Annotated in this window: 13 protein-coding genes and 1 pseudogene; 6 read left to right on the top strand and 8 right to left on the bottom strand. The window is 70.8% G+C overall.

Annotated elements, in window-relative coordinates:
- Window positions 1-166 precede the first annotated feature (166 nt).
- Complete coding sequence (locus Pflav_RS05065) at window positions 167-1,756, top strand: alpha/beta hydrolase (protein WP_173034111.1); 1,590 nt, start codon at window positions 167-169, stop codon at window positions 1,754-1,756.
- A 530-nt stretch (window positions 1,757-2,286) separates the two neighbouring features.
- On the opposite strand, the gene Pflav_RS49255 is transcribed toward Pflav_RS05065, so the two are convergent.
- The 7 genes from Pflav_RS49255 to Pflav_RS05025 all read right to left on the bottom strand — a co-directional run bounded on the left by Pflav_RS49255 (window position 2,287) and on the right by Pflav_RS05025 (window position 9,843).
- Window positions 2,287-4,329 (bottom strand): WXG100-like domain-containing protein, encoded by a 2,043-nt coding sequence (locus Pflav_RS49255; protein ID WP_462933163.1) that lies wholly within the window; start codon window positions 4,327-4,329, stop codon window positions 2,287-2,289.
- 54 nt (window positions 4,330-4,383) lie between these two features.
- Window positions 4,384-4,830: a hypothetical protein gene (locus Pflav_RS05050; RefSeq protein ID WP_173034108.1), complete on the bottom strand. Its 447-nt coding sequence runs from the start codon at window positions 4,828-4,830 to the stop codon at window positions 4,384-4,386.
- A 146-nt stretch (window positions 4,831-4,976) separates the two neighbouring features.
- Window positions 4,977-6,200, bottom strand: a complete 1,224-nt coding sequence (locus tag Pflav_RS05045) for an MFS transporter (RefSeq protein WP_173034107.1) — start codon at window positions 6,198-6,200, stop codon at window positions 4,977-4,979.
- A 136-nt stretch (window positions 6,201-6,336) separates the two neighbouring features.
- The gene (locus Pflav_RS05040; RefSeq protein ID WP_232070996.1) at window positions 6,337-7,572 is read right to left on the bottom strand and encodes an ABC transporter permease; all 1,236 of its coding nucleotides are present in this window, start codon (window positions 7,570-7,572) and stop codon (window positions 6,337-6,339) included.
- Window positions 7,569-8,285: an ABC transporter ATP-binding protein gene (locus tag Pflav_RS05035; protein WP_173042237.1), complete on the bottom strand. Its 717-nt coding sequence runs from the start codon at window positions 8,283-8,285 to the stop codon at window positions 7,569-7,571. Before Pflav_RS05035 ends, Pflav_RS05040 begins: the two co-directional genes overlap by 4 nt.
- 2 nt (window positions 8,286-8,287) lie before the next feature.
- Window positions 8,288-9,322, bottom strand: a complete 1,035-nt coding sequence (locus Pflav_RS05030) for a peptidoglycan-binding protein (RefSeq protein WP_173034106.1) — start codon at window positions 9,320-9,322, stop codon at window positions 8,288-8,290.
- Window positions 9,319-9,843, bottom strand: coding sequence for a hypothetical protein (locus Pflav_RS05025; protein WP_173034105.1), 525 nt, complete (start codon window positions 9,841-9,843; stop codon window positions 9,319-9,321). Before Pflav_RS05025 ends, Pflav_RS05030 begins: the two co-directional genes overlap by 4 nt.
- A gap of 86 nt (window positions 9,844-9,929) precedes the next feature.
- Here Pflav_RS05025 and Pflav_RS05020 point away from each other — a divergent pair, with 86 nt between their 5' ends.
- Together Pflav_RS05020 and Pflav_RS05015 are read left to right on the top strand one after the other, a co-directional pair.
- On the top strand, window positions 9,930-11,075 hold the full coding sequence (locus tag Pflav_RS05020; RefSeq protein ID WP_173034103.1) for a sensor histidine kinase: 1,146 nt from the start codon (window positions 9,930-9,932) through the stop codon (window positions 11,073-11,075).
- A gap of 5 nt (window positions 11,076-11,080) precedes the next feature.
- Window positions 11,081-11,740: a response regulator transcription factor gene (locus tag Pflav_RS05015; protein WP_173042236.1), complete on the top strand. Its 660-nt coding sequence runs from the start codon at window positions 11,081-11,083 to the stop codon at window positions 11,738-11,740.
- Between the two features lie 30 nt (window positions 11,741-11,770).
- On the opposite strand, the pseudogene Pflav_RS05010 reads toward Pflav_RS05015, so the two are convergent.
- A pseudogene (locus Pflav_RS05010) lies at window positions 11,771-12,873 on the bottom strand (amidohydrolase family protein).
- 1,017 nt (window positions 12,874-13,890) lie between these two features.
- Between Pflav_RS05010 and Pflav_RS05005 the strand changes: the two are divergent.
- From Pflav_RS05005 to Pflav_RS44885, 3 genes are all read left to right on the top strand, one after another.
- Window positions 13,891-14,031, top strand: a complete 141-nt coding sequence (locus Pflav_RS05005; RefSeq protein ID WP_173034101.1) for a hypothetical protein — start codon at window positions 13,891-13,893, stop codon at window positions 14,029-14,031.
- A 254-nt stretch (window positions 14,032-14,285) separates the two neighbouring features.
- Complete coding sequence (locus tag Pflav_RS05000; RefSeq protein WP_232070995.1) at window positions 14,286-18,227, top strand: S8 family serine peptidase; 3,942 nt, start codon at window positions 14,286-14,288, stop codon at window positions 18,225-18,227.
- Window positions 18,173-18,676: a hypothetical protein gene (locus Pflav_RS44885; RefSeq protein ID WP_232070994.1), complete on the top strand. Its 504-nt coding sequence runs from the start codon at window positions 18,173-18,175 to the stop codon at window positions 18,674-18,676. The genes Pflav_RS05000 and Pflav_RS44885 overlap by 55 nt, the downstream gene beginning before the upstream one ends.
- Window positions 18,677-18,681 lie beyond the last annotated feature (5 nt).

Raw genomic sequence — 18,681 nt, 5'->3', positions numbered from 1 at the left:
GACCGTTTGACCATCACACCTCGCTGACGGATCTCCCCCGACTGCTGCGCGGATACGGGCGCATACGCAGCGTCGACGAAACGACCAGATACGCGTCTATCCCTGTATCTATATGGTCCGTCTCGCCACCCGGATCCGGGTGGCGAGACGGACCGAAAGGCAAGGGATGAGAAGGATCCTGGCGGCCACCGTCGCCTCAGCGATCGGGCTCGTGCTTACGGCCGGCGTAAGCTCCGGCGCGGCGCAGGCCACTGGTCGGGGCTCCAGCGGGTACACACCGCCACCCATCTCCTGGGGCATCTGCGAGAACCCCGTACTGGCGTCTCGCGGCGCCGAGTGCGGTTTCGTGGAGGTCCCACTGGACTACAGCAAGCCGGACGGCACGAAGATCAAGCTGGCGATCTCGCGCATCAAGGCGAAGTCGCCGGCTGCGGACTACCAGGGTGTCATGCTGACCAACCCCGGTGGCCCAGGCGGATCCGGCCTGATCTGGGCGGTACTCGGCGAGTTCGTACCGGACGGCGTCGGTGAGGACTACGACTGGATCGGCTTCGACCCGCGCGGAGTCGGATCCAGCGAGCCGTCGCTGACCTGCGACACGGAGTATTTCGGGTACAACCGGCCCTACTTCGTGCCGGTCACCGGGTCGCTGGAAAAGACCTGGCTGGCCAGGACCAACGCGTACGCCGAGGCGTGTGACCGCGCCGGCGGCCCGCTGCTCGACCACCTGAAGACGACCGACACGGTCGCCGACATGGAGAGCATCCGCAAGGCGCTGGCCGCCGAGCAGATCAACTTCTACGGCTTCTCGTACGGCACGTACCTCGGCCAGGTCTACGCCACGCAGCACCCCGACAAGGTGCGCCGCATGGTGCTCGACGGCAACGTTGATCCCTCCCGGGTGTGGTACGAGGCGAACCTCGACCAGGACGTCCAGTTCGACAAGAACATCGAGGTCTTCTTCGCCTGGGTCGCGAAGTACGACTCCGTCTACCACCTCGGCGCCTCGGCCGACGCGGTGAAGGCGAAGTACTACGACACCCTGGAGAAGCTGCGCACGGCGCCGGCCGCCGGCAAGATCGGCCCGACCGAGTGGAACGACATCTTCCTCTCGGCCGCCTACTACGTCTTCGGCTGGGAGGACACCGCCGCGACGTTCGCGGCCTGGGTCAACGAAGGAGACACGGAGCCGCTACTGGCCAGGTACGCCCCGCCGGGCGCGCCGGGGGCGGACAACGGTTACGCCATCTACCTCGGTGTGCAGTGCACCGACGTGCAGTGGCCCACAAGCTGGTCCACCTGGCAGCAGGACAACTGGCGGATCCACACCGAGCACCCCTTCTCCACCTGGAACAACGCCTGGTACAACGCGCCGTGCGTCTCCTGGGGCGCCAAGGCCGGCACGCCGGTCCAGGTCAACGGCTCGAAGGCACCGCCGATCCTGCTGATCAGCGAGACGCACGACGCGGCAACGCCGTTCACCGGCAGTCTGGAGGTACGCAAGCGCTTCCCGAATTCAGCGCTGGTCGAGGGGTACGGCGGCACGACGCACGCCGGGTCGCTCAACGGTGCGGAGTGCATCGACAACACGGTTGCGGCGTACTTGGCGACCGGCGCCCTGCCGCAGCGGCTGGACGGCAACCAGTCCGACAAGCGGTGCCACCCCATACCGCAGCCGAACCCGACCGGCGAGCCCGCGCCGCCGTCCACCACCAGCATCACCCGCGCTGAGCTGCAGGAGCTGATCGGCCGGTAAGAACCACGACGGAAGGGCCCGGGAGAACAGTCACGCTCCCGGGCCCTTCCCGCGTCAGCCGCGGTGCCGGCCCTCTGGTTTCCGCACGCCATGAACGAGGTCATTGCCCAGCAGGTCCAGGACCAGTACATAAGCCGTATCTGGCCGTTGCGTGAACTCGCGGCGAGCGGAGCGGCGGCGGGGTCGGACTGGCCCGTTGCCGCGCCGGTACCTGACCCGTGGCTCAGTATCGAACCATGGTTACCCGCCGCAACCCGGATCCGGCGTTCCAGGGAGCGCTTGCCGCCGGCCAGGCTCTCGACCTCTCGGCGGCCATCCAGCAGACCTGGTTCGCCGGGCGCCTTGTCCACGAGCACGCGGCCGGTTCGTCGAATGTCAGCCGGCACAAGGGCCCTGCGGCCATTCGCCAGCGGGCTGCCTGGCGTACCTGCCCCCGAGACGGTCCAGTGCCCAAACCCGGTTCAATCGTTGCCGACTGGTCGCCCGCCGCTACGTGACGCGGGCCGCTTCGGGTAGGCCGGCCGGGGCCGTCAGCGGCTCCGGCTCCGGTGCCGGTGCCTGATCGGGCAGGTCCTCGGACGGCACCGCTCTAGGCTCCACCGGCGTGGGGGGCGGGGTCGGCGAGCGCGGAGGGCCAGCGACCGGCCGCGGTGCCTCCGTGGGTGTGTCGGGCCGGGACGGGACCGGGCTGACGGGTGGCGAATCGGACCGCGACGGGCTCGCCGCGACCGGCGGCAGGTCCGACCCGTCGTCGGCCGGCAGGTAGATGGACGACTCCCGAGGCGAGGCACCGAATCCTTCGTCGGCAGACCAGTACACAGTGGAGTGCTCTGACCGCTCGGACAGGGACAGCGAAGAGCCCTGCGGCGAGTCGTACAGGTATGGCGAGGGGCCTTCCTGCGGTCCCGCCCATCTGCCGTCGGCCGGCGATCCGCCCGACGGGCCTTCCTCCGCCCACAGCAATCCATCCGAGACTGGCCCGGACGGACCCTCCAAGACCGACGGCAATCCGTCCGAGACGGATCCCGATGGACCTTCCCCGGCCGACGGCGATCCGTCGGACCCGGGCGCGGACGGCCCCTCCCCGCCGCGACCGACGGAGCCGGCGAACCAGCCGAGCCGTCGGACGGCAACGCCCCGACGTCGCCGCCGCTCTCCCCCGGCAGGTCCGCCGAAGACGTCGCGGGCGAGGACGCCCATGAGCCGTCCGGCGACGGCATCTGCGATCCGCCCTCCGCCGACAGGTACACAGTGGACGCCGCTGGCGACGACGGCTCGGGTGTCGCGTCGCGAGGGCTGCCGGGGAGCGCGTCCACCGGACTCGGCGCCTCCGCGGGCGGCCGGTCGCTGGGCGACGGTTCCGGTGACGGCGGTTTCTCCGCCGCTCCGCGCGGCGGAGAGGCCGCGCCGGACGCGACAGGAGTCTGGCCGGGCACCGGTTGCGCGGGCCCGGATGCGCCCGGCGGCTGAGCCGGCGCGGGCTGCGGGCCGCCATCCGGCCGCGGACCCGCATCCGGCGGCGGAGGGGACTCCGGCCGCGGGGCCGGCGTCGGGTTGGGCGGCGGCGTCGTACCAGCCGTCCCCGGCGCGGGGGTCGGAGTCGGGTTCACGTTCGGCGGTGGAGGAACGCCGAGGCCGGCTGCGCCAGCCGGGCCTGCCGACTTGGCGATGTACCGGTGTAGCGCCTCCTCCAAGTAGTCGCCGGGCTGGATCGGGGTCTTGTTGGCCGGGTTCATGGCGGCGTGCCGGGCGCCCCAGGCGGCGTTGAAGGTGCCGTTGGCGGCGCCGGCGACCCAGTTGGATGGCGGTATACCCGCGGCGGCGTCCTGCGCTATCGCCTCGATCATCCCCTGCAGCGGGCCGAACGCGACCGTCATCGCGGACTTCGTGGCGGAGTGCTGGAGCCACCGAATGTTCGCGCCCGCCTTGAGCAGCTTGTTGCGTGCCGCGCCACCGGCCAGGCCGAAGACAGAGCCGGTCGCGCTGCCCACCGCGCCGTTCATCGCAGCGGTACGCAGCGCCTCGCCCTTGATCTCGGTGATGTGTCCGCGGCCCAGCAGGATCACTTCCGCCAGCAGACCCACACCGACCTGTGCCAGCACCGACTCAGCGACACGCGTCAGGATGCTGGCGAGCGCGCGCCGGATCCACTGCATGATGGTCACGCGCGTGGCGATCATGTGTTCGACGGCCGCAGCTGCGCCGCCGAACAGCAGCCAGAACATGTCGATCGCGAGCTGGATGGCGAGGATGATCAGCAGCACGATGATGGTGATGCGCAGCCGCTCGATCTCGGCGGCGAGCTCCCAGAGAGTGTGCGCGGCCGACTCGCAACAGGACGCCAGCACCGGAAGCACCGCGTGCTCGTCGTGCTCGCCGGAGCCGACCAAACCCGCCATGTACTGGTCGAGCACCTCCCGGACCGGCCCGGCGAGCCCATCCTGGATCGCCTGGCGTGCCTCGGCGAGCCGGGGCGCGTACTCGTGGACGGCCGCGGCGACCTCGTGCCAGGCCAGTGACTCGGTGCGCAGGAGTTCCTCGTGTCCGGTGGGCCACTTGTTGCCGACCAGCATCATGAGCAGGTTCTGCAGGTCCGGCGGCACATGGTGCGCGTCGAGGGTTGCCATCTATGCGGGCGGTATGAAGGCGGCGAGCTGCCTGGAGGTGTGCTCCGCGTCGGCGAATCCAGTCAGCGCCTCCCGAAGGTCGTCCGCCAGGTCGTGCAGGATTTCCGGGAGCAGGTGGGCCGACTCGATCAGCGCGGCCCTCGGTACCGCGAACGCCGCCTCGAAGGGCTTGCCCATCGCGGGGTCGTCGCCCCACGGCGCGGGTACCGACAGGTCCAGGTGATTCTGGATCCGCGCCCCGGCCTCCGTGGCCATCTCCGCGGCGGCGGCGATCAGCGACACCGCCCGCTGTACGGCCTCGCCAACCACTACGATGGCGTCACCCGGAAGGGCCGGCCCGGATCCGACGGGCGGCGGTACCGAGTCGAACCCCGGCGGGGATCCCGGGAAGTTCCGGTATCCCTCGACCGTGGGTACCTCTGGTGCGGCATGAGGTGGGTTGGCCACGTTCGCCACAGCTCCTTCGCCAAGCGGGTGAAGAGTCCAGTGAACACCCACGTGGCGGCAGAACCGGCTGCGCTGACAGTATGCCTACGCGAACCCGACGCGATCTTGACGGCGGTGTGAGCGGGGCCACCCGCGGCAGCGTCGCGTCATGCGCCCGGCTCCGTCGCGAGGTGGACCGCTGGTTCGTGCAGGCCCGTGGCTGAGCGGCTGGACCTGATCCACAAGGCGCCCGGCACCACGGCCAGCAGTGTCGCGGCGACACCGGCGACACCGATCGCCGGTACGGGACCGACCGCCTCGGCGAGCAGCCCGGCCAGCCCCGCGCCGACGCCCATCGCGGTCCGGTTCATCGACGCCGCGACGCCCATGCCCTGGGCCCGGTGCGAGTCGGGCAACAGCTCGACGAGGTTGGCCGAAAGCATGACCACCTGGATGGCCCACAAGGCGCCGCCGACGGCGAAAACCACCATGGCCAGGTAGATGTCGCCGTGCAGCGGTAACAGGGCCAGCGGTAACCCGGTGAGGACCAGGAGCACCGGGAAGGCGGCCGACCGGCGCAGTGCCGGCAGCAGCCGCGAGAGCAGCGGCACACCGACCACCGCGCCGGCGCAGCAGCTCGCGAGCAGCAGACCGACCATAATCGGATCCTGGTTCAGCGTGGCGGCCACGGGGGCCGCGAGGGCCTCCGGGGCGACGTAGCAGGCGCTCAGGAACGTGGCCAGGAAGATGGCCCGGCGTTTCGGATCACCCCAGACGACGACCAGGCCGCTGCGGAGCCCGCCCCCGCCGGATGTAGTCCTGGCCGCGGGGCGGCGTACGACGCCGACGGCCACGATCGCCGCCGAGGCCAGGAAGGACAACGCGTTGATGGACATGCACAGTCGCGGGCTGACACTCGCGGCCAGGACGCCACCGCCGGCGAACCCCATGAGCTGGGCGGCGTTGTTCTGGCTCTGTCGCACCGCCATGCCGAGCGGATAGAGATCGGCGTCCAGCACGTCGCGCAGCAGGGCCAGGTGGGCCGCCTTGTACGGTCCCGTCAGCAGCGAGACGAGTCCGACCAGCACGCACAGGCCGGCCAGTGGCATGCCGGGAGTCAGCATCGCGACCACCAGCGCCGCCTGCGCCAGGTCGAGCACGATGATCAGCTCGCGGCGCGGCTTGCGGTCGGCCAGTCCGGACAGGACGAGCGCGCCGACCACGCTCGGCAGGAACGTCATCATGTACGTCAGACCGGTGAGCGCCGCCGAGTCGGTGCGGTTGAACACCAGCACGGCGAGCCCGACCCGGGCGATCTGGTCACCGGCGTAGGAGAGGAACTCCGCCGCGCACATGGCCTGAAACTCCCGTACCCGCAGCACGTCGCGCACGCGGGGACGGTGGTCGGTCAACGACGCACCCACCGGTCGCCCAATAGGTTATGAATCATGCTCACAACTAACCGGTACTCGAAACACAACAGATCCACGCTCGATCGACGCGCTGCTCAGCGACACCGCACTCGGCCTACGGCAGTGTGAGCGCCTCGGTGGGGGCCAGACGGGCGGCCCGGATCGCCGGGTAGAGGCCAGCCAGCCCGCCGATGAGGAGGGTGGACAGCACCGCACCGGCCTGGGCCCAGCCGGGCACCGACACCGGCCACCCCTGGGTGAGCGCGTAACCGGTGGTGATCGCGACGCCGAGCAGCACACCGCCGCCCCCACCGAGGGCGGACAGCAGCAACGCCTCGGCGAGAAACTGGATGCGGATCTGGCCCTTGGTGGCCCCGAGCGCACGCCGCCAGCCGATCTCACCACGCCGTTCCAGGACGGAGATGACCATGGTGTTGGCGACACCGACGCCGCCGACGAGCAGGGCCACCGCGCCGAGGCCGAGCAGCAGCGCGGTGAACGTGCTGTCGGTGGCCCGCTTGACGCGCAGCGCGTCGGACGGGCGCTCGACCCGGACCTCGTTGGGGTGCTCGGGGTTGACCGTGCGTCCCAGCTTCGCCCGCACCTCGTCGACCGCGTGCGGCGCTATCCGGGTGTAGAGGGTACTCGCCCAGCCGTCGAAGCCGAGGTACGTGCGGGCGGCCGGCCAGCCGACGAACGCCGCGGCGTCCAGATCCGGCACCAGCGGTACGGGAGCGAGCACACCGATGACGGTGAACCACTGCCCGCCCAGCCACACCCGTACGTCGGGGCCGGCGCCGCGGATACCCAGATACCGGGCCGCGGTGGCACCCAGCACCACCGCGGTGGCGCGCTCGGTCGCGCCGTTGAACCAAACGCCGTCGGCGAGCGTCGCGCCCAGCGGGGCACGCAGGTCCCTCTGGGCGGCGAGCACCGCGATGCCGTTCGTGTTGCCGCTGGGGACGTGGTCGGTACGGTAGACGGCGCGCTCCACGGCACCGGTGGCCGAGACATGTTCCACATCGGACATGCGGGCGACCATCGGGACCGCCTCCGCGGGCAGGCGGGCCGGATCGCCGGCAAGGTTGACGCCAGCGGTCACGGACAGCACATTGGTGCCGTAGCGGTCGAGGCTCCTGGCGAGGTCGAGCCGGCTGGACGTGGTGATGCCGACGACGGCGATCATCGCGGCGATACCGATGGCGATACCGGCCGCGGAAAGCACCGCCCGCGACGGCCTGGTGCGGAGGCCGATCACGCCGACGCGGGCCACGTCGGCCAACCGCATCCGGGCCGGCCGCGGAGCGTTGACGCCGCGCTGGCGGCGCCGCGGTCCTGAGTCGCCGGTCATACCCCGTCTCCTCCCCTGCCAGCGGCGACGGCCGGTCCTCGCCCGCCGCGATCGTTCCGGGTGTCGTCGACTACGCGGCCGTCCCGCATGACCACCTGCCGGGACAGTTGGGATGCCAGATCGCGGTCGTGGGTGACGACGAGGACCGTGGCACCCGCCCCGTTGAGGTCCCGAAGCAGCTGGAGGATGCCGGCCCCGGCGGCGCTGTCGAGGTTGCCGGTCGGCTCGTCGGCCAGCAGCAGCGGCGGGGATCCGACGGTCGCCCGGGCGATCGCCACCCGCTGCCGCTCCCCGCCGGACAGCTCGTGCGGCCGGTGCGTGAGCCGGTGGCCGAGCCCCACCCGTTCGAGTGCCCCACGCGCCTGGCGCCGGCGCTCGCGCAGCGGCACACCCAGGTACAGCAGGCCGTCGGCGACGTTGTCGACGGCGGCCACCCCGGCCGCGAGGTGAAACTGCTGGAAAACGAAGCCGATCGTGCGCGCGCGCAACGCCGCCAGGTGGCGGTCGGCGAGCCCGGCTATGTCGTACCCAGCGATCCGGACCCGGCCGCTGGTCGGCCGGTCGAGCGTGCCGGCCAGGTGCAGCAGCGTGGACTTGCCCGAGCCGGAAGGACCGACGATCGCGACGAACTCACCGGTCTCCACCTCCAGCGAGACACCGTCCAGGGCGACGACGCCCGGGTATCGCTTGTGGACGTCCACAAGGGACAGCACGTTCACTGTCCGGCCACCCCGACCCGCATCCCTTCGGCGAGCTCCGGTGCGGTGACCTCCACCTGCCCCTGCGCGAAGAGGCCGACGGTGACCGGCACCACCCGCCGGCCGCCCGCGCCGAAGACCTCCACGCCGTAGCCGTCGGCGACGGCCAGCAGCGCCACGATCGGCACGGTCAGCACGTCCTTGCGGGTCGCCCGGACCACGGCGACGTCGACCTGCTCCCCCTCGGCAGCCTTGAACCCGCGTTGGTCCTTGATGCCGACCATCGCCACCTTCCCGGGCTGCTCGCCCTCCTCCGCCGCCCGCACCCCGGCGACGACGCCGTCGACAGGCTTCGCACCGGACGCCCGCACCTGGACCTTCGCTCCAGGCTTCAGCGGTACCGCCGTCTTGTCGTCGAGCCGTACAGCGACGGTGCGAGTGGTACCGGTGACGGTCAGCACCGGCGTGCCGGGGGCGGCCTGATCGCCGGCACGCTGCTCGCGTTTCGCCACGCGGACCGGCGCCGGGACGTAGACGACCCGCCCGAGGTCGACGATCCCGGTCTCGTCCAGGCCCAGATCCGCCTGCCACCGCTTCACCGCGGCCGCGGTCGCCTCGCTGTACTCCTCATCGACCGTGAACCCCTCGTACCCGAGCGCCCGCAGGTTCTGCTCGAACTGCGCGACGTCAGCGCCGGTGGTCGCGACCGCCAGGGGCCGGTACGCGGGCAGCTCTCCGATCAGCACCACGACCGGCCGGTCGTCGACCCGGTACGCGACGTCGCCGCGGTCGAGGGCGTCACCCGGTTCGGCAATCTGGGTCAGGGTGCCGGCGAGGCGCCCGGGGAACGGTTCGGAGTTGCCGTACCCCACCGTTCCGGAGAGGTGTACCGCGTCGACAAGCGTGGCGCGGGTCACCGGCGCCGTCTTCGGCGGCTGTACCAGCGGTGCCTCGGAGCTGGCGTCCCGGCCGCCGTACCCCAGGGTGGCCAGGACGACGACCGCGACGGCAGCAGCGGCGCCGGTGAGGCCGATGACGACCCGAGCGGTCATTTGGCCGGTGCCGTGCTGCCCGCCTGCGCCTCGCACGCGCGGGCGGCGGCCTCCATCCGCTGCATCGCCGCGGTGTCACCGACCGGAACTCCGGCCACCGGCGCCGCGCCGTCGGGGCCCGGGTCGGGGTAGTCGATGCCCTGTTCCCGCATGCACGCCGCGTACCGCACCATCTGTTCGCGCTCCGCGGCGGTCGGCTTACGCACCTCGCCGCCGTTGGGCAGGAACTTGCGGCAGGCTTCGAACGCGGAGTCGTCGCCGGTGGTCAGGGTCGGGGCGCTCGCGCCGGGACTTGGTAGCGCGCCGGATCCGGGCCCGGTGACGACTCCCTCGGTCCCGGGGTCGGGCATGTCCACGCCGTGGTCGCGCATGCACTGCGCGAACTTCAGGCCCTGCTCCCGATCGCTGGTCGCGGGCGGCGGCGCGGCCGCCTCGGGCGTGCCGGTGGCACAGGCGACGACGCCGGCCAGTACGAGGATGGACAGCGCCAGCGCGGGTACCGCTGTTCTGAGGTTCAGCATGGCGCCCATCCTGGGACCCGGGCGGCGGCAGCCGCGTGTCCCACGGCAACACACGGATGCCACACGGGGTCGAGCACAATAGTGAGATGGTCAGGCTCACCATCCGCACCCGGCTCACATTGTGGTATTCGGCCGTGTTCGCGGCCACCGGCGCGGTGGTCCTGACGTTGATGTATCTGCTGATCCACCGCGAGCTGATCACCGCCAGCCAGACCGTGGTGGCCGAGCTCACCGCGGTGGACTCGGCGGTGACGCTGCCGGCGGGCGCCACTGTCGGCACCGCCCTCCCGGCGCAGACCAGCGCCCTGGAGGCCGCCACGACCGACGCCCGCGTCGACGCACTGCGCACCATCATCGTGGAGACCGGGGCCGTGTTCGCCACGCTGGCCGTGGTATCGCTGGTGCTGTGCTGGCTGGTCGCCGGCCGCGCGCTGCGGCCACTGCGGCAGATCACGAGCACCGCCGCCGTACTGTCTCATGAGGACATGAACGCGCGGATCTCGCTGCACGGGCCGCACGACGAGGTGCGCAAGCTCGCCGAGACATTCAACGGCATGCTCGACCGGCTCTCGCACGTGTTCCAGGCGCAGCGGCTGTTCGTCGCCAATGCCTCACACGAGCTGCGCACGCCGCTGACCGTCATTCGCACCGCCGCGGAAATGGCGCTGTCCCGCCCTACCCGGGCCGAGCTGGAGTACCGGCGCGCGCTGGACACTGTCGCCGCCGCGGCGACCCGCAGCGACGAGATGCTCACCAGCCTGCTCCGGCTGGCCCGGACGCAGGTCGGCATGGCGGTCGCGCCGGTAGATGTCGCCGAGGTGGCCGCCGAAGCCGCCGCGAAGTGGCCGGTTGCTGGCCCGCCGCTGCGCCAGTCGCTGGCGCCGGCCCGGTGCGTGGGCGACCCGATACAGCTGGAACTCCTGCTGCGCAACCTGCTGGACAACGCCAGGCGATACAATGTGGACGGTGGTGAGGTCTGGATCGCCACCGGCCACAGCGACGGCGCCGCGTGGGTGCGGGTGGAAAACACCGGCCCGACAATCGACCCCGAGGACATACCCGGGCTACGGCAGCCGTTCCAGCGCGGGCAGGGCCGCGGCGGCGGTGCCTCCGGCGCCGGCCTGGGCCTGGCGATCGTCGGCGCGATCGTCGACGCCCACGACGCCGCCTGGACACTCACCCCGCGCGTCGGCGGCGGCCTCTCGGCGACCGTTACCCTGCCCAGCCGGTGACAGCCATGCTCCGAGTGCTCGTCGTCGAGGACGACACGATACTGGCCGAGCTGATCGCCGCCGGCATACGCGAAAACGGCATGGTCGTAGACGTCGTGAACGACGGTGTGGCCGCCGTCTCGCGCGCCGCCGAGGTGCTGCCGGACGTGATCGTCCTCGACCGGGACCTGCCCCTGCTGCACGGCGACGACGTGACCCGCGCGCTCATCCGGCAGCAGTGCCCGGCGCGCATCCTGATGCTCACCGCGGCCGCCTCACTCGACAACCGGGTGGAGGGACTCATGCTCGGCGCCGACGACTACCTCCCGAAGCCCTTCGCCTTCACCGAGCTCATCGCACGGGTGACCGCGCTCGGGCGCCGGGCGCCGGACCGGGTACCCACCGTACTGCGCCGGGGCGACCTGCACGTCGACGTGGGACGCCACCAGGTACAGCGCGGCGGGCGCGCCATCACGCTCACTCGCAAGGAGTTCGGCGTCCTCACCGAGCTGATGCGCGCCGAGGGCGAGGTGTTGAGCGCCGAGCACCTGCTGACCCGAGTGTGGGACGAGCACACCGACCCGTTCACCACCGCGGTACGCACGACCCTGAAAACTCTGCGCCAGAAGCTCGGCACCCCGGACCCCATCCAAACCGTCGTCGGGCGCGGATACCGGCTGTTGTAGAAGTCCTCGCCGGCATACTGCTCGCTACTGTTACCGGACCGCCCGAAGCTGTCGCGCGATCGCGCCCACCGCGCTCTGCGCCTGGGCACGGTCCACCCGCGTCGACTCACCGCCGGCCACGACCTGCTCCCCCGCGACCCACACGTCCGTCACTTGCCGGGCTCCCGCGGCCCACACAAGGTTCGCCAGCAGTTGCTCGTCCGGTCCGTCGGTGCCGGTGGCGAACGCCGGGTCGTCGATGTCCACATGGACCAGGTCGGCCCACCGGCCCGCCTCCACGGCGCCGATGTCGGACCGGCCGAGCGCCGCCGCACCACCGCGGGTCGCGAGCAGCAGCACTTCGGCCGCCCCCAGCGCGGCGGCGTCCATCGCCCCGATGCGGGCGAAGGTCGCGGCCAGCCGCGCCTCCTCCAGCACGTCGAGGTCGTCGTTGCTGGCCGGTCCGTCGGTGCCGAGTCCCACCGGCACCCCGGAGCGCATGAGCACGAGCAGCGGTGCCACACCGGAGGCCAGCTTCGCGTTGGAGCCCGGACAATGGGCCACGCCGACCCGGTGCTTGGCGAGCAGGTTGATGTCCTGAGTGGACAGATGGACGCCGTGGGCCGCCAGCACCCGCCCGTCCAGCACGCCCGCGGCCGCGAGCAGCTGTGGCACCGAGCCATACATCTTCCGCTGCTCGTCGTCCTCCCCTACCGACTCGGCGACATGGATGTGCACCAGCGCCCCCGGGACCGCGCCTCCTCGGCCACCACCTCCAGAGCCGGGTACGGCAGCGCGTAGGCGGAGTGCGGCCCATACGCGATCTCGATCCGCTCGCCCGGGCCGTGCCGCAGCCCCGCCGAGTCGATCCAGCTGTTGGCCGCGCTCAGCATGCCGGCCCACGGCTTGCCGGGCAGGTCGATGATGACACCCGCGACGACCGCCCGCGATCCCGCCGCGACGACCGCCCGCGCCACCGCCTCGGGGTGGAAGTACATCTCGTTGCTGGTGGTCACGCCGTTGCGGAGCATCTCCACCGCGCCCAGCAGCGTGCCGTCGTAGATGTCGTTCGCGTCCAGATGGGCCTCCGCGGGCCACATCTCCTCGCTCAGCCACCGCATGAGCGGCAGGTCGCTGCCGGCGCCCCGCAGCATCGTCATCGCGCTGTGCGCGTGGCTGTTGACGAACCCAGGCAGCAGGATCCCGGTGAGCTGCCGCGTCGATCCGCGGAACTCGGGTGCGGTGGCCGCGGCTCCGGCGTAGACGATCCGGCCGTCAGAACCGACGTCCACGACGGCGTCCCGCAGGACCGAGCAGGTGGGGTCGCAGGGCAGCAGTACGGGTACGCGCAGGCGAAGCCGCGTCGTATCCGCGCTGCCGGTGACTGTGTGGTACACCTGGTTCCCCTGTCGTCGCACCCAGACAGAGATAGTGGCCGCGCGAGATCGACGTTTCATCGACTTCGCGTCCATCGGGCGTGTATCCGCCGGGCCTAGTTTGCGGAGCCGACGCGGTCCGGGTGAAGACGGACACGGTGTGGGACGTAGTTGGCGGGTCATCCAGCCAAATAGGGCAGCATTCCTCACACGAAGGAGAGTCGTCAGGTGCGGGCACCGGCGGGTCGGCGCGGCTGGGCGATCGGCGGCGCGGTGCTGGCGCTCGTCACCGGCGTCGCGTTGCTCGTCCCAGACGGTGATTCTCCGGTCGAGCCCGGCCCCGCCCGCACGCCGCTCGATACCTGGATGCCTACTGTTTTGAGATGGGGATTTCCCCGGTCCGCGTAGTCAGTCGCCGACCGTGTGCTCCCGCGGGTACCGCGGAGGTCGGCGGCTCGCTGACGCTCGCCGAGATCTCCGACCTAATAAGGTCCGCGGTCCAAGCCCAACCCGGGCTTGATCGCTCAGACCCCGCGGCAAAGGGTCGCGCTCGGCTGACCGCGACCCAAAGAGGTGAGCTTGCCAACCGCGAAGGGTGAGGCCGCGGGAGCGACGGTCTGGACCACGACGAACGTCGCGGTAGCTCAATCTCCTTGCTTTTGAATCTCTATCCAGGACCTGAGGCACTGACTCCAAAGCTCCTAGACGGTACGTCCATCCGCCGTCGAACGGCTGTGTAGCACGCGATCGTTCACTGGCGAGGGTATGCCCGGACCGTGGATGAGGAGCAGTGTGATGGTCACAATCGTTCGCCTGATCGCGAAGGGCGCGTGGTACATGTCCACGCGGCTCTCCCGCATGGCGAGGATCCCGATGCGCACCCGACGCCGCGAGCGCCGCCATCTGAGCGACTACGTTCCGGGTCGCTGGTCCTGACGTCCGCGCAGCCCGGGCCCGTTGTACCCAGGCTGACGCGCTTGCCGCGATATTGGTGATTTCGTTGCCGTGTGTTGGTCACGAATTGCTCATGCAGCGATCTTGAGGACTACCGTTCTCGATCTTTAGTGTCCGATCCGGGCCTCCGGCGTAACCCGCACGAGGCCCGGAGTATGGACAGCCGCGGACGCGGTTTCCTGCTCCCTCCACTGTGGCCAGACATGCCCTGGCCCAAGCGAAGGAGGCAGCACCGAATGTCGAGAAGTGTCCAACGACGGCGCCTCGCCAGATCCCTGGTGAGCGCCGGCGCGGCGATAGCCGTCGCGTTGGCCGCCGTGACCGTACCCGGGTCAGGGGCGGCAGCCGCCGCAGGCGATACCGCGAAGATCCGCCCCGAGCTGGTCGAGCGGTTTCAGGCCAAGGGCGAGTCGGACTTCTGGATCCACTTCAAGCCCCGGGCCGATCTGAGCCAGGCGAGCGCCGTCAAGGACTGGGCCGCACGCGGCGCCGCGGTCGCCGCCGCCCTGCGGAAGACCGCCGCGCAAAGCCAGGCCGCGATACGCGCCGAGCTCGACGCCGTTGGACTTCGGTACCAGAGCTTCTGGGCCACCAACGCCATCAAGGTCAGCGGCGGCTCCCAGGCAACGGCGCAGAAGCTGGCCGCTCGCGGCGAGGTGGAAGGGCTGTACGCACCGGTCACCTATACGCAGCCGAAGCTCACCGAAGGCGCGGAAAGGGCGACGGTCGACGCCGTCGAGTGGGGCATCGCCAACATCAACGCCGATGCGGTCTGGTCCAAGTACGGCGTCAGAGGCGAGGGCATCACCGTCGCCAGCATCGACACCGGGGTCCAGTTCGACCATCCGGCGCTGGTCAGCTCCTACCGGGGCAACAACGGCAACGGCACCTTCAGCCACGACTACAACTGGTTCGACGCCGCGGGCGCCTGCGGCGCTGCCCCCTGCGACCTGGACGGGCACGGCACCCACACGATGGGCACGATGGCGGGCGCTGACGGCGCGAACCAGATCGGCGTCGCGCCCGGGGCGAAGTGGATCGTCGCGAACGGCTGCTGTCCCAGCGACGAGGCGCTCATCTCCTCCGGCCAGTGGATGCTCGAGCCGACCGACCTGGCCGGCCAGCACCCGGACGCCAGCAAGCGCCCGAACATCATCAACAACTCCTGGGGCTCGGACAGTCCGTCCAACAACCCGTTCATGGAGGACGTGACCCTGGCATGGGCCGCGTCCGGCATCTTCGGGGTCTGGTCGAACGGCAACTCGGGCCCTGGCTGCCAGACCAGCGGGTCGCCGGGCAGCCTGGTCAGCAACTACTCGGTCGGCGCATACGACGCCGCCAACACCGTCGCTGGCTTCTCCGGCCGCGGCGCGGGCCAGAACGGCGAGACCAAGCCCAATCTCTCCGCGCCTGGTGTGGACGTACGTTCGAGCGTGCCGGGCGACGGCTACCGGAGCGCGAACGGCACCTCCATGGCCGCGCCGCACCTCGTGGGCGCGATCGCGCTGCTCTGGTCGGCGGCCCCGACCCTGGTCGGTGACATCGCGGGCACGCGCGCGCTGCTGGATGGCACTGCCGTCGACCAGGCTGACGGCTCATGCGGCGGCACCGAAGGTGACAACAACGTCTACGGCGAGGGCCGGCTGGACGCGCTCGCCCTGCTCGACGCCGCCCCAGTGGGCGACACGGGCATCCTCGCCGGTACGGTGACCGACGCGGCGACCGGCGCACCGGTGGCCGGCGCCACGGTCTCGGTCAGCGGCCCGGTGCAGCGCCAGCTGACCACCGGCGGCGACGGCAAGTACTCCTCGGCGATGCTCGCCGGCGACTACGAGGTCACGGTGGCGACCTTCGGGTACCAGAGCAGGACCGTGACCGCCACGGTAACGGTGGACACCACCGCGACGGTCGATGTGGCGCTGTCGCCGATACCGAGGGTCACGCTCAGCGGCGCGGTCACCGACGGCGGAGAGCACGGCTGGCCGCTCTACGCCAAGGTGAGCGTGGTGGGAGTGCCAGGTGCCGTGGACTACACCACGCCCGCCAACGGCCGCTACAGCCTGGCCCTACCAGTGGGGACGACCTACACGGTGCGGGTCGAGCCGCAGTACCCGGGCTACCTGCCGGTCACCAAGGACGTCACCACCGGTACCCGCAACGTCGTCAGCAACTTCGCACTCCCGACCGAGGCCGAGTCCTGCACCGGCACGCCTGGATACGGGTGGGCCTCCGACGGGCTGTACGAAACCTTCGACACCACCGCGACACCGGCCGGCTGGACGGTCGTCGACCACGCCGGCACGGAGCAGGTGTGGACGTTCACCGATGACGGCCAGCACGGCAACCGGACCGGCGGCGCCGGCGGTTTCGCCGTGGTCGACAGCGACCGCTACGGCTCCACCGGCCGCCAGGACACCTCGCTGGTCAGCCCGCTCATCGACCTCACCGACGTCGCCGCGCCGGTGATCCGCTTCAACCAGGACCTGAACTGGCACGTGGTCGATCTGTCCGATGTGGATCTGAGTACCGATGGCGGAGCCACCTGGACCACCGTGCTGCGGCAGCAGGACGCGGACGTGCCCGGGCCGACGGTGACCGAGGTACCGATTCCGCAGGCCGCGGGCAAGGACAAGGTACGGGTGCGGTTCCACTACCACGAGGCAAGCTACGCCTGGTGGTGGCAGGTCGACAACGTGCTGGTCGGTACCGATTTCAGCTGCGGACCGGTCGACGGCGGACTTGTGCTCGGCCACGTCCGGGACAAGAACACCGGCGGCTACGTCAACGGCGCCACGGTCGTCAGCGGCGACCGTCCGGCGGAGCGGGCCACCAGCGCCGCGACACCCGAGGACCCCGGTCTCGAAGACGGCTTCTTCTGGATGTTCTCCTCACTGGGCGGCACGCACGAGTTCAAGGCCACGGCGAAGCAATATGCCGCGGACGCCAAGCCGGTCGAGGTCGAGGCGGACGGGACCACCGCGGCGACGTTCCAACTGCCCGCGGGGCAGCTCACCGTCCAGCCGGGCACGGTCAGCGGCAAGGTCCGGATGCCGACCGGCAAGGTCGCCAAGACGTTCACGGTGACCAACACCGGCAGCGCCCCGGCGCAGGCCACCCTCGTCGAACGGGAGGGCGATTTCCAGATACTGCGTGCCGACGGGTCGCGGATCTCCAGCGCACAGGTGCTCGACTCCGCCGGCGCGCCGGAACAGCGGCTCACCGTACCCACGTCGTTCGCCGCACGTGCCGCCCAGAGGTCCGCTGCCGGACCGCTCGACGCCGGCCCGCAGGCCGCGCCGTGGACGGATATCGCGGACTATCCCTCAGCGACCATGGACAACAGGGTCGTGTACCTGGACGGCAAGGTGTACTCGATCGTCGGCGGCGATGGCTTCGGCTCGAGTAGGAAAAACTACGTCTACGACCCGGTAACGCTCAGCTGGGCGCCGATCGCCGACCTTCCCGAGGCGCGCAACGCCATGACCGTGGGCGTCGTCGACGGGAAGATCATCGCGACGGGCGGCTGGGCCGAGGACGGGCCGGACGGCAGCACCTGGTCGTACGACCCAGACGGGGACACCTGGTCGAAGCTGGCCGACAATCCCGCGCCACGGTCAGCCGCCGGTCAGGCTGTGGTCGACGGCTACCTGTACGCCGTCGGCGGCTGCACGACCTCGGGCTGCGTGCCGATGTCCACGGACGTCGTCCGCTACGACCTCGCCACCAACACGTGGGAGCGGCTGGCCGGCTACCCGAGGCAGATCGCTTTCGCCTCCTGCGGCGGGATCGAGGGCATCGTCTACTGCAGCGGGGGCAACGACGGGAACAGCGGGCAGAAGGGCGGCTTCGCCTTCGACCCGGCCACCGGCGAGTGGAGCGCGATCGCCGACGCCCCCGCGGACCACTGGGCGAGCTCGTTCGCGGTCGCGAACGGCAAGCTGGTGGTGGCCGGCGGCCAGCAGGGTGGGGCCGTGACCAACCGGGCCTTCGCCTACGACCCCGCCGGCAACAGCTGGTCCGCCCTGCCCAACGCCAACACCCCCTGTACCGCGGCGGCGCGGCCTGCGGGTTCTACAAGATCGGAGGTTCCGCCGGCGCCTTCAACGCCATCACGGCCGCCGAGGTGCTCCCCACGTTCGGCGACTGCGACGACGGTAACGTCGATGTCGGCTGGCTGAGCCTCGACAAGACAGCCTTCACATTGGCCCCCGGGGAGAAGGTCACGGTCACCGCGACGATGACCGCAACCGTCGACCAGCCAGGCACGTACACGGCCCCGATCAAGTTCACGGAGGACACGCCGTACCAGGCGCCGTCGTTCCAGGCGACGATGGAGGTGCAGCCGCCGTCCACCTGGGCCAAGCTGAGCGGTACCGTCACCGGAGCCCAATGCGGCGGCACCAGCGTGCCATTGCGGGGTGCCACCGTACAGGTCGACTCCTGGGCTATGTCGTGGACCTTCTCCACCGACGCCCAGGGCGGATACGCCCAATGGATCGACCGGCGCAACAACCCGCTCACGCTGATCGTCGCCAAGGACGGCTGGAAACCCCAGACCCGGCAGGTGAGGGTCAGCACCAGCGCGCCCACCGTGGAGGACTTCACACTGTCGCCGACCCGCTGTTGACGTCC

The sequence above is a fragment of the Phytohabitans flavus genome, from assembly GCF_011764545.1.
Taxonomy (GTDB): domain Bacteria; phylum Actinomycetota; class Actinomycetes; order Mycobacteriales; family Micromonosporaceae; genus Phytohabitans; species Phytohabitans flavus.
This window is presented reverse-complemented; position numbering and strand designations above follow the sequence as displayed.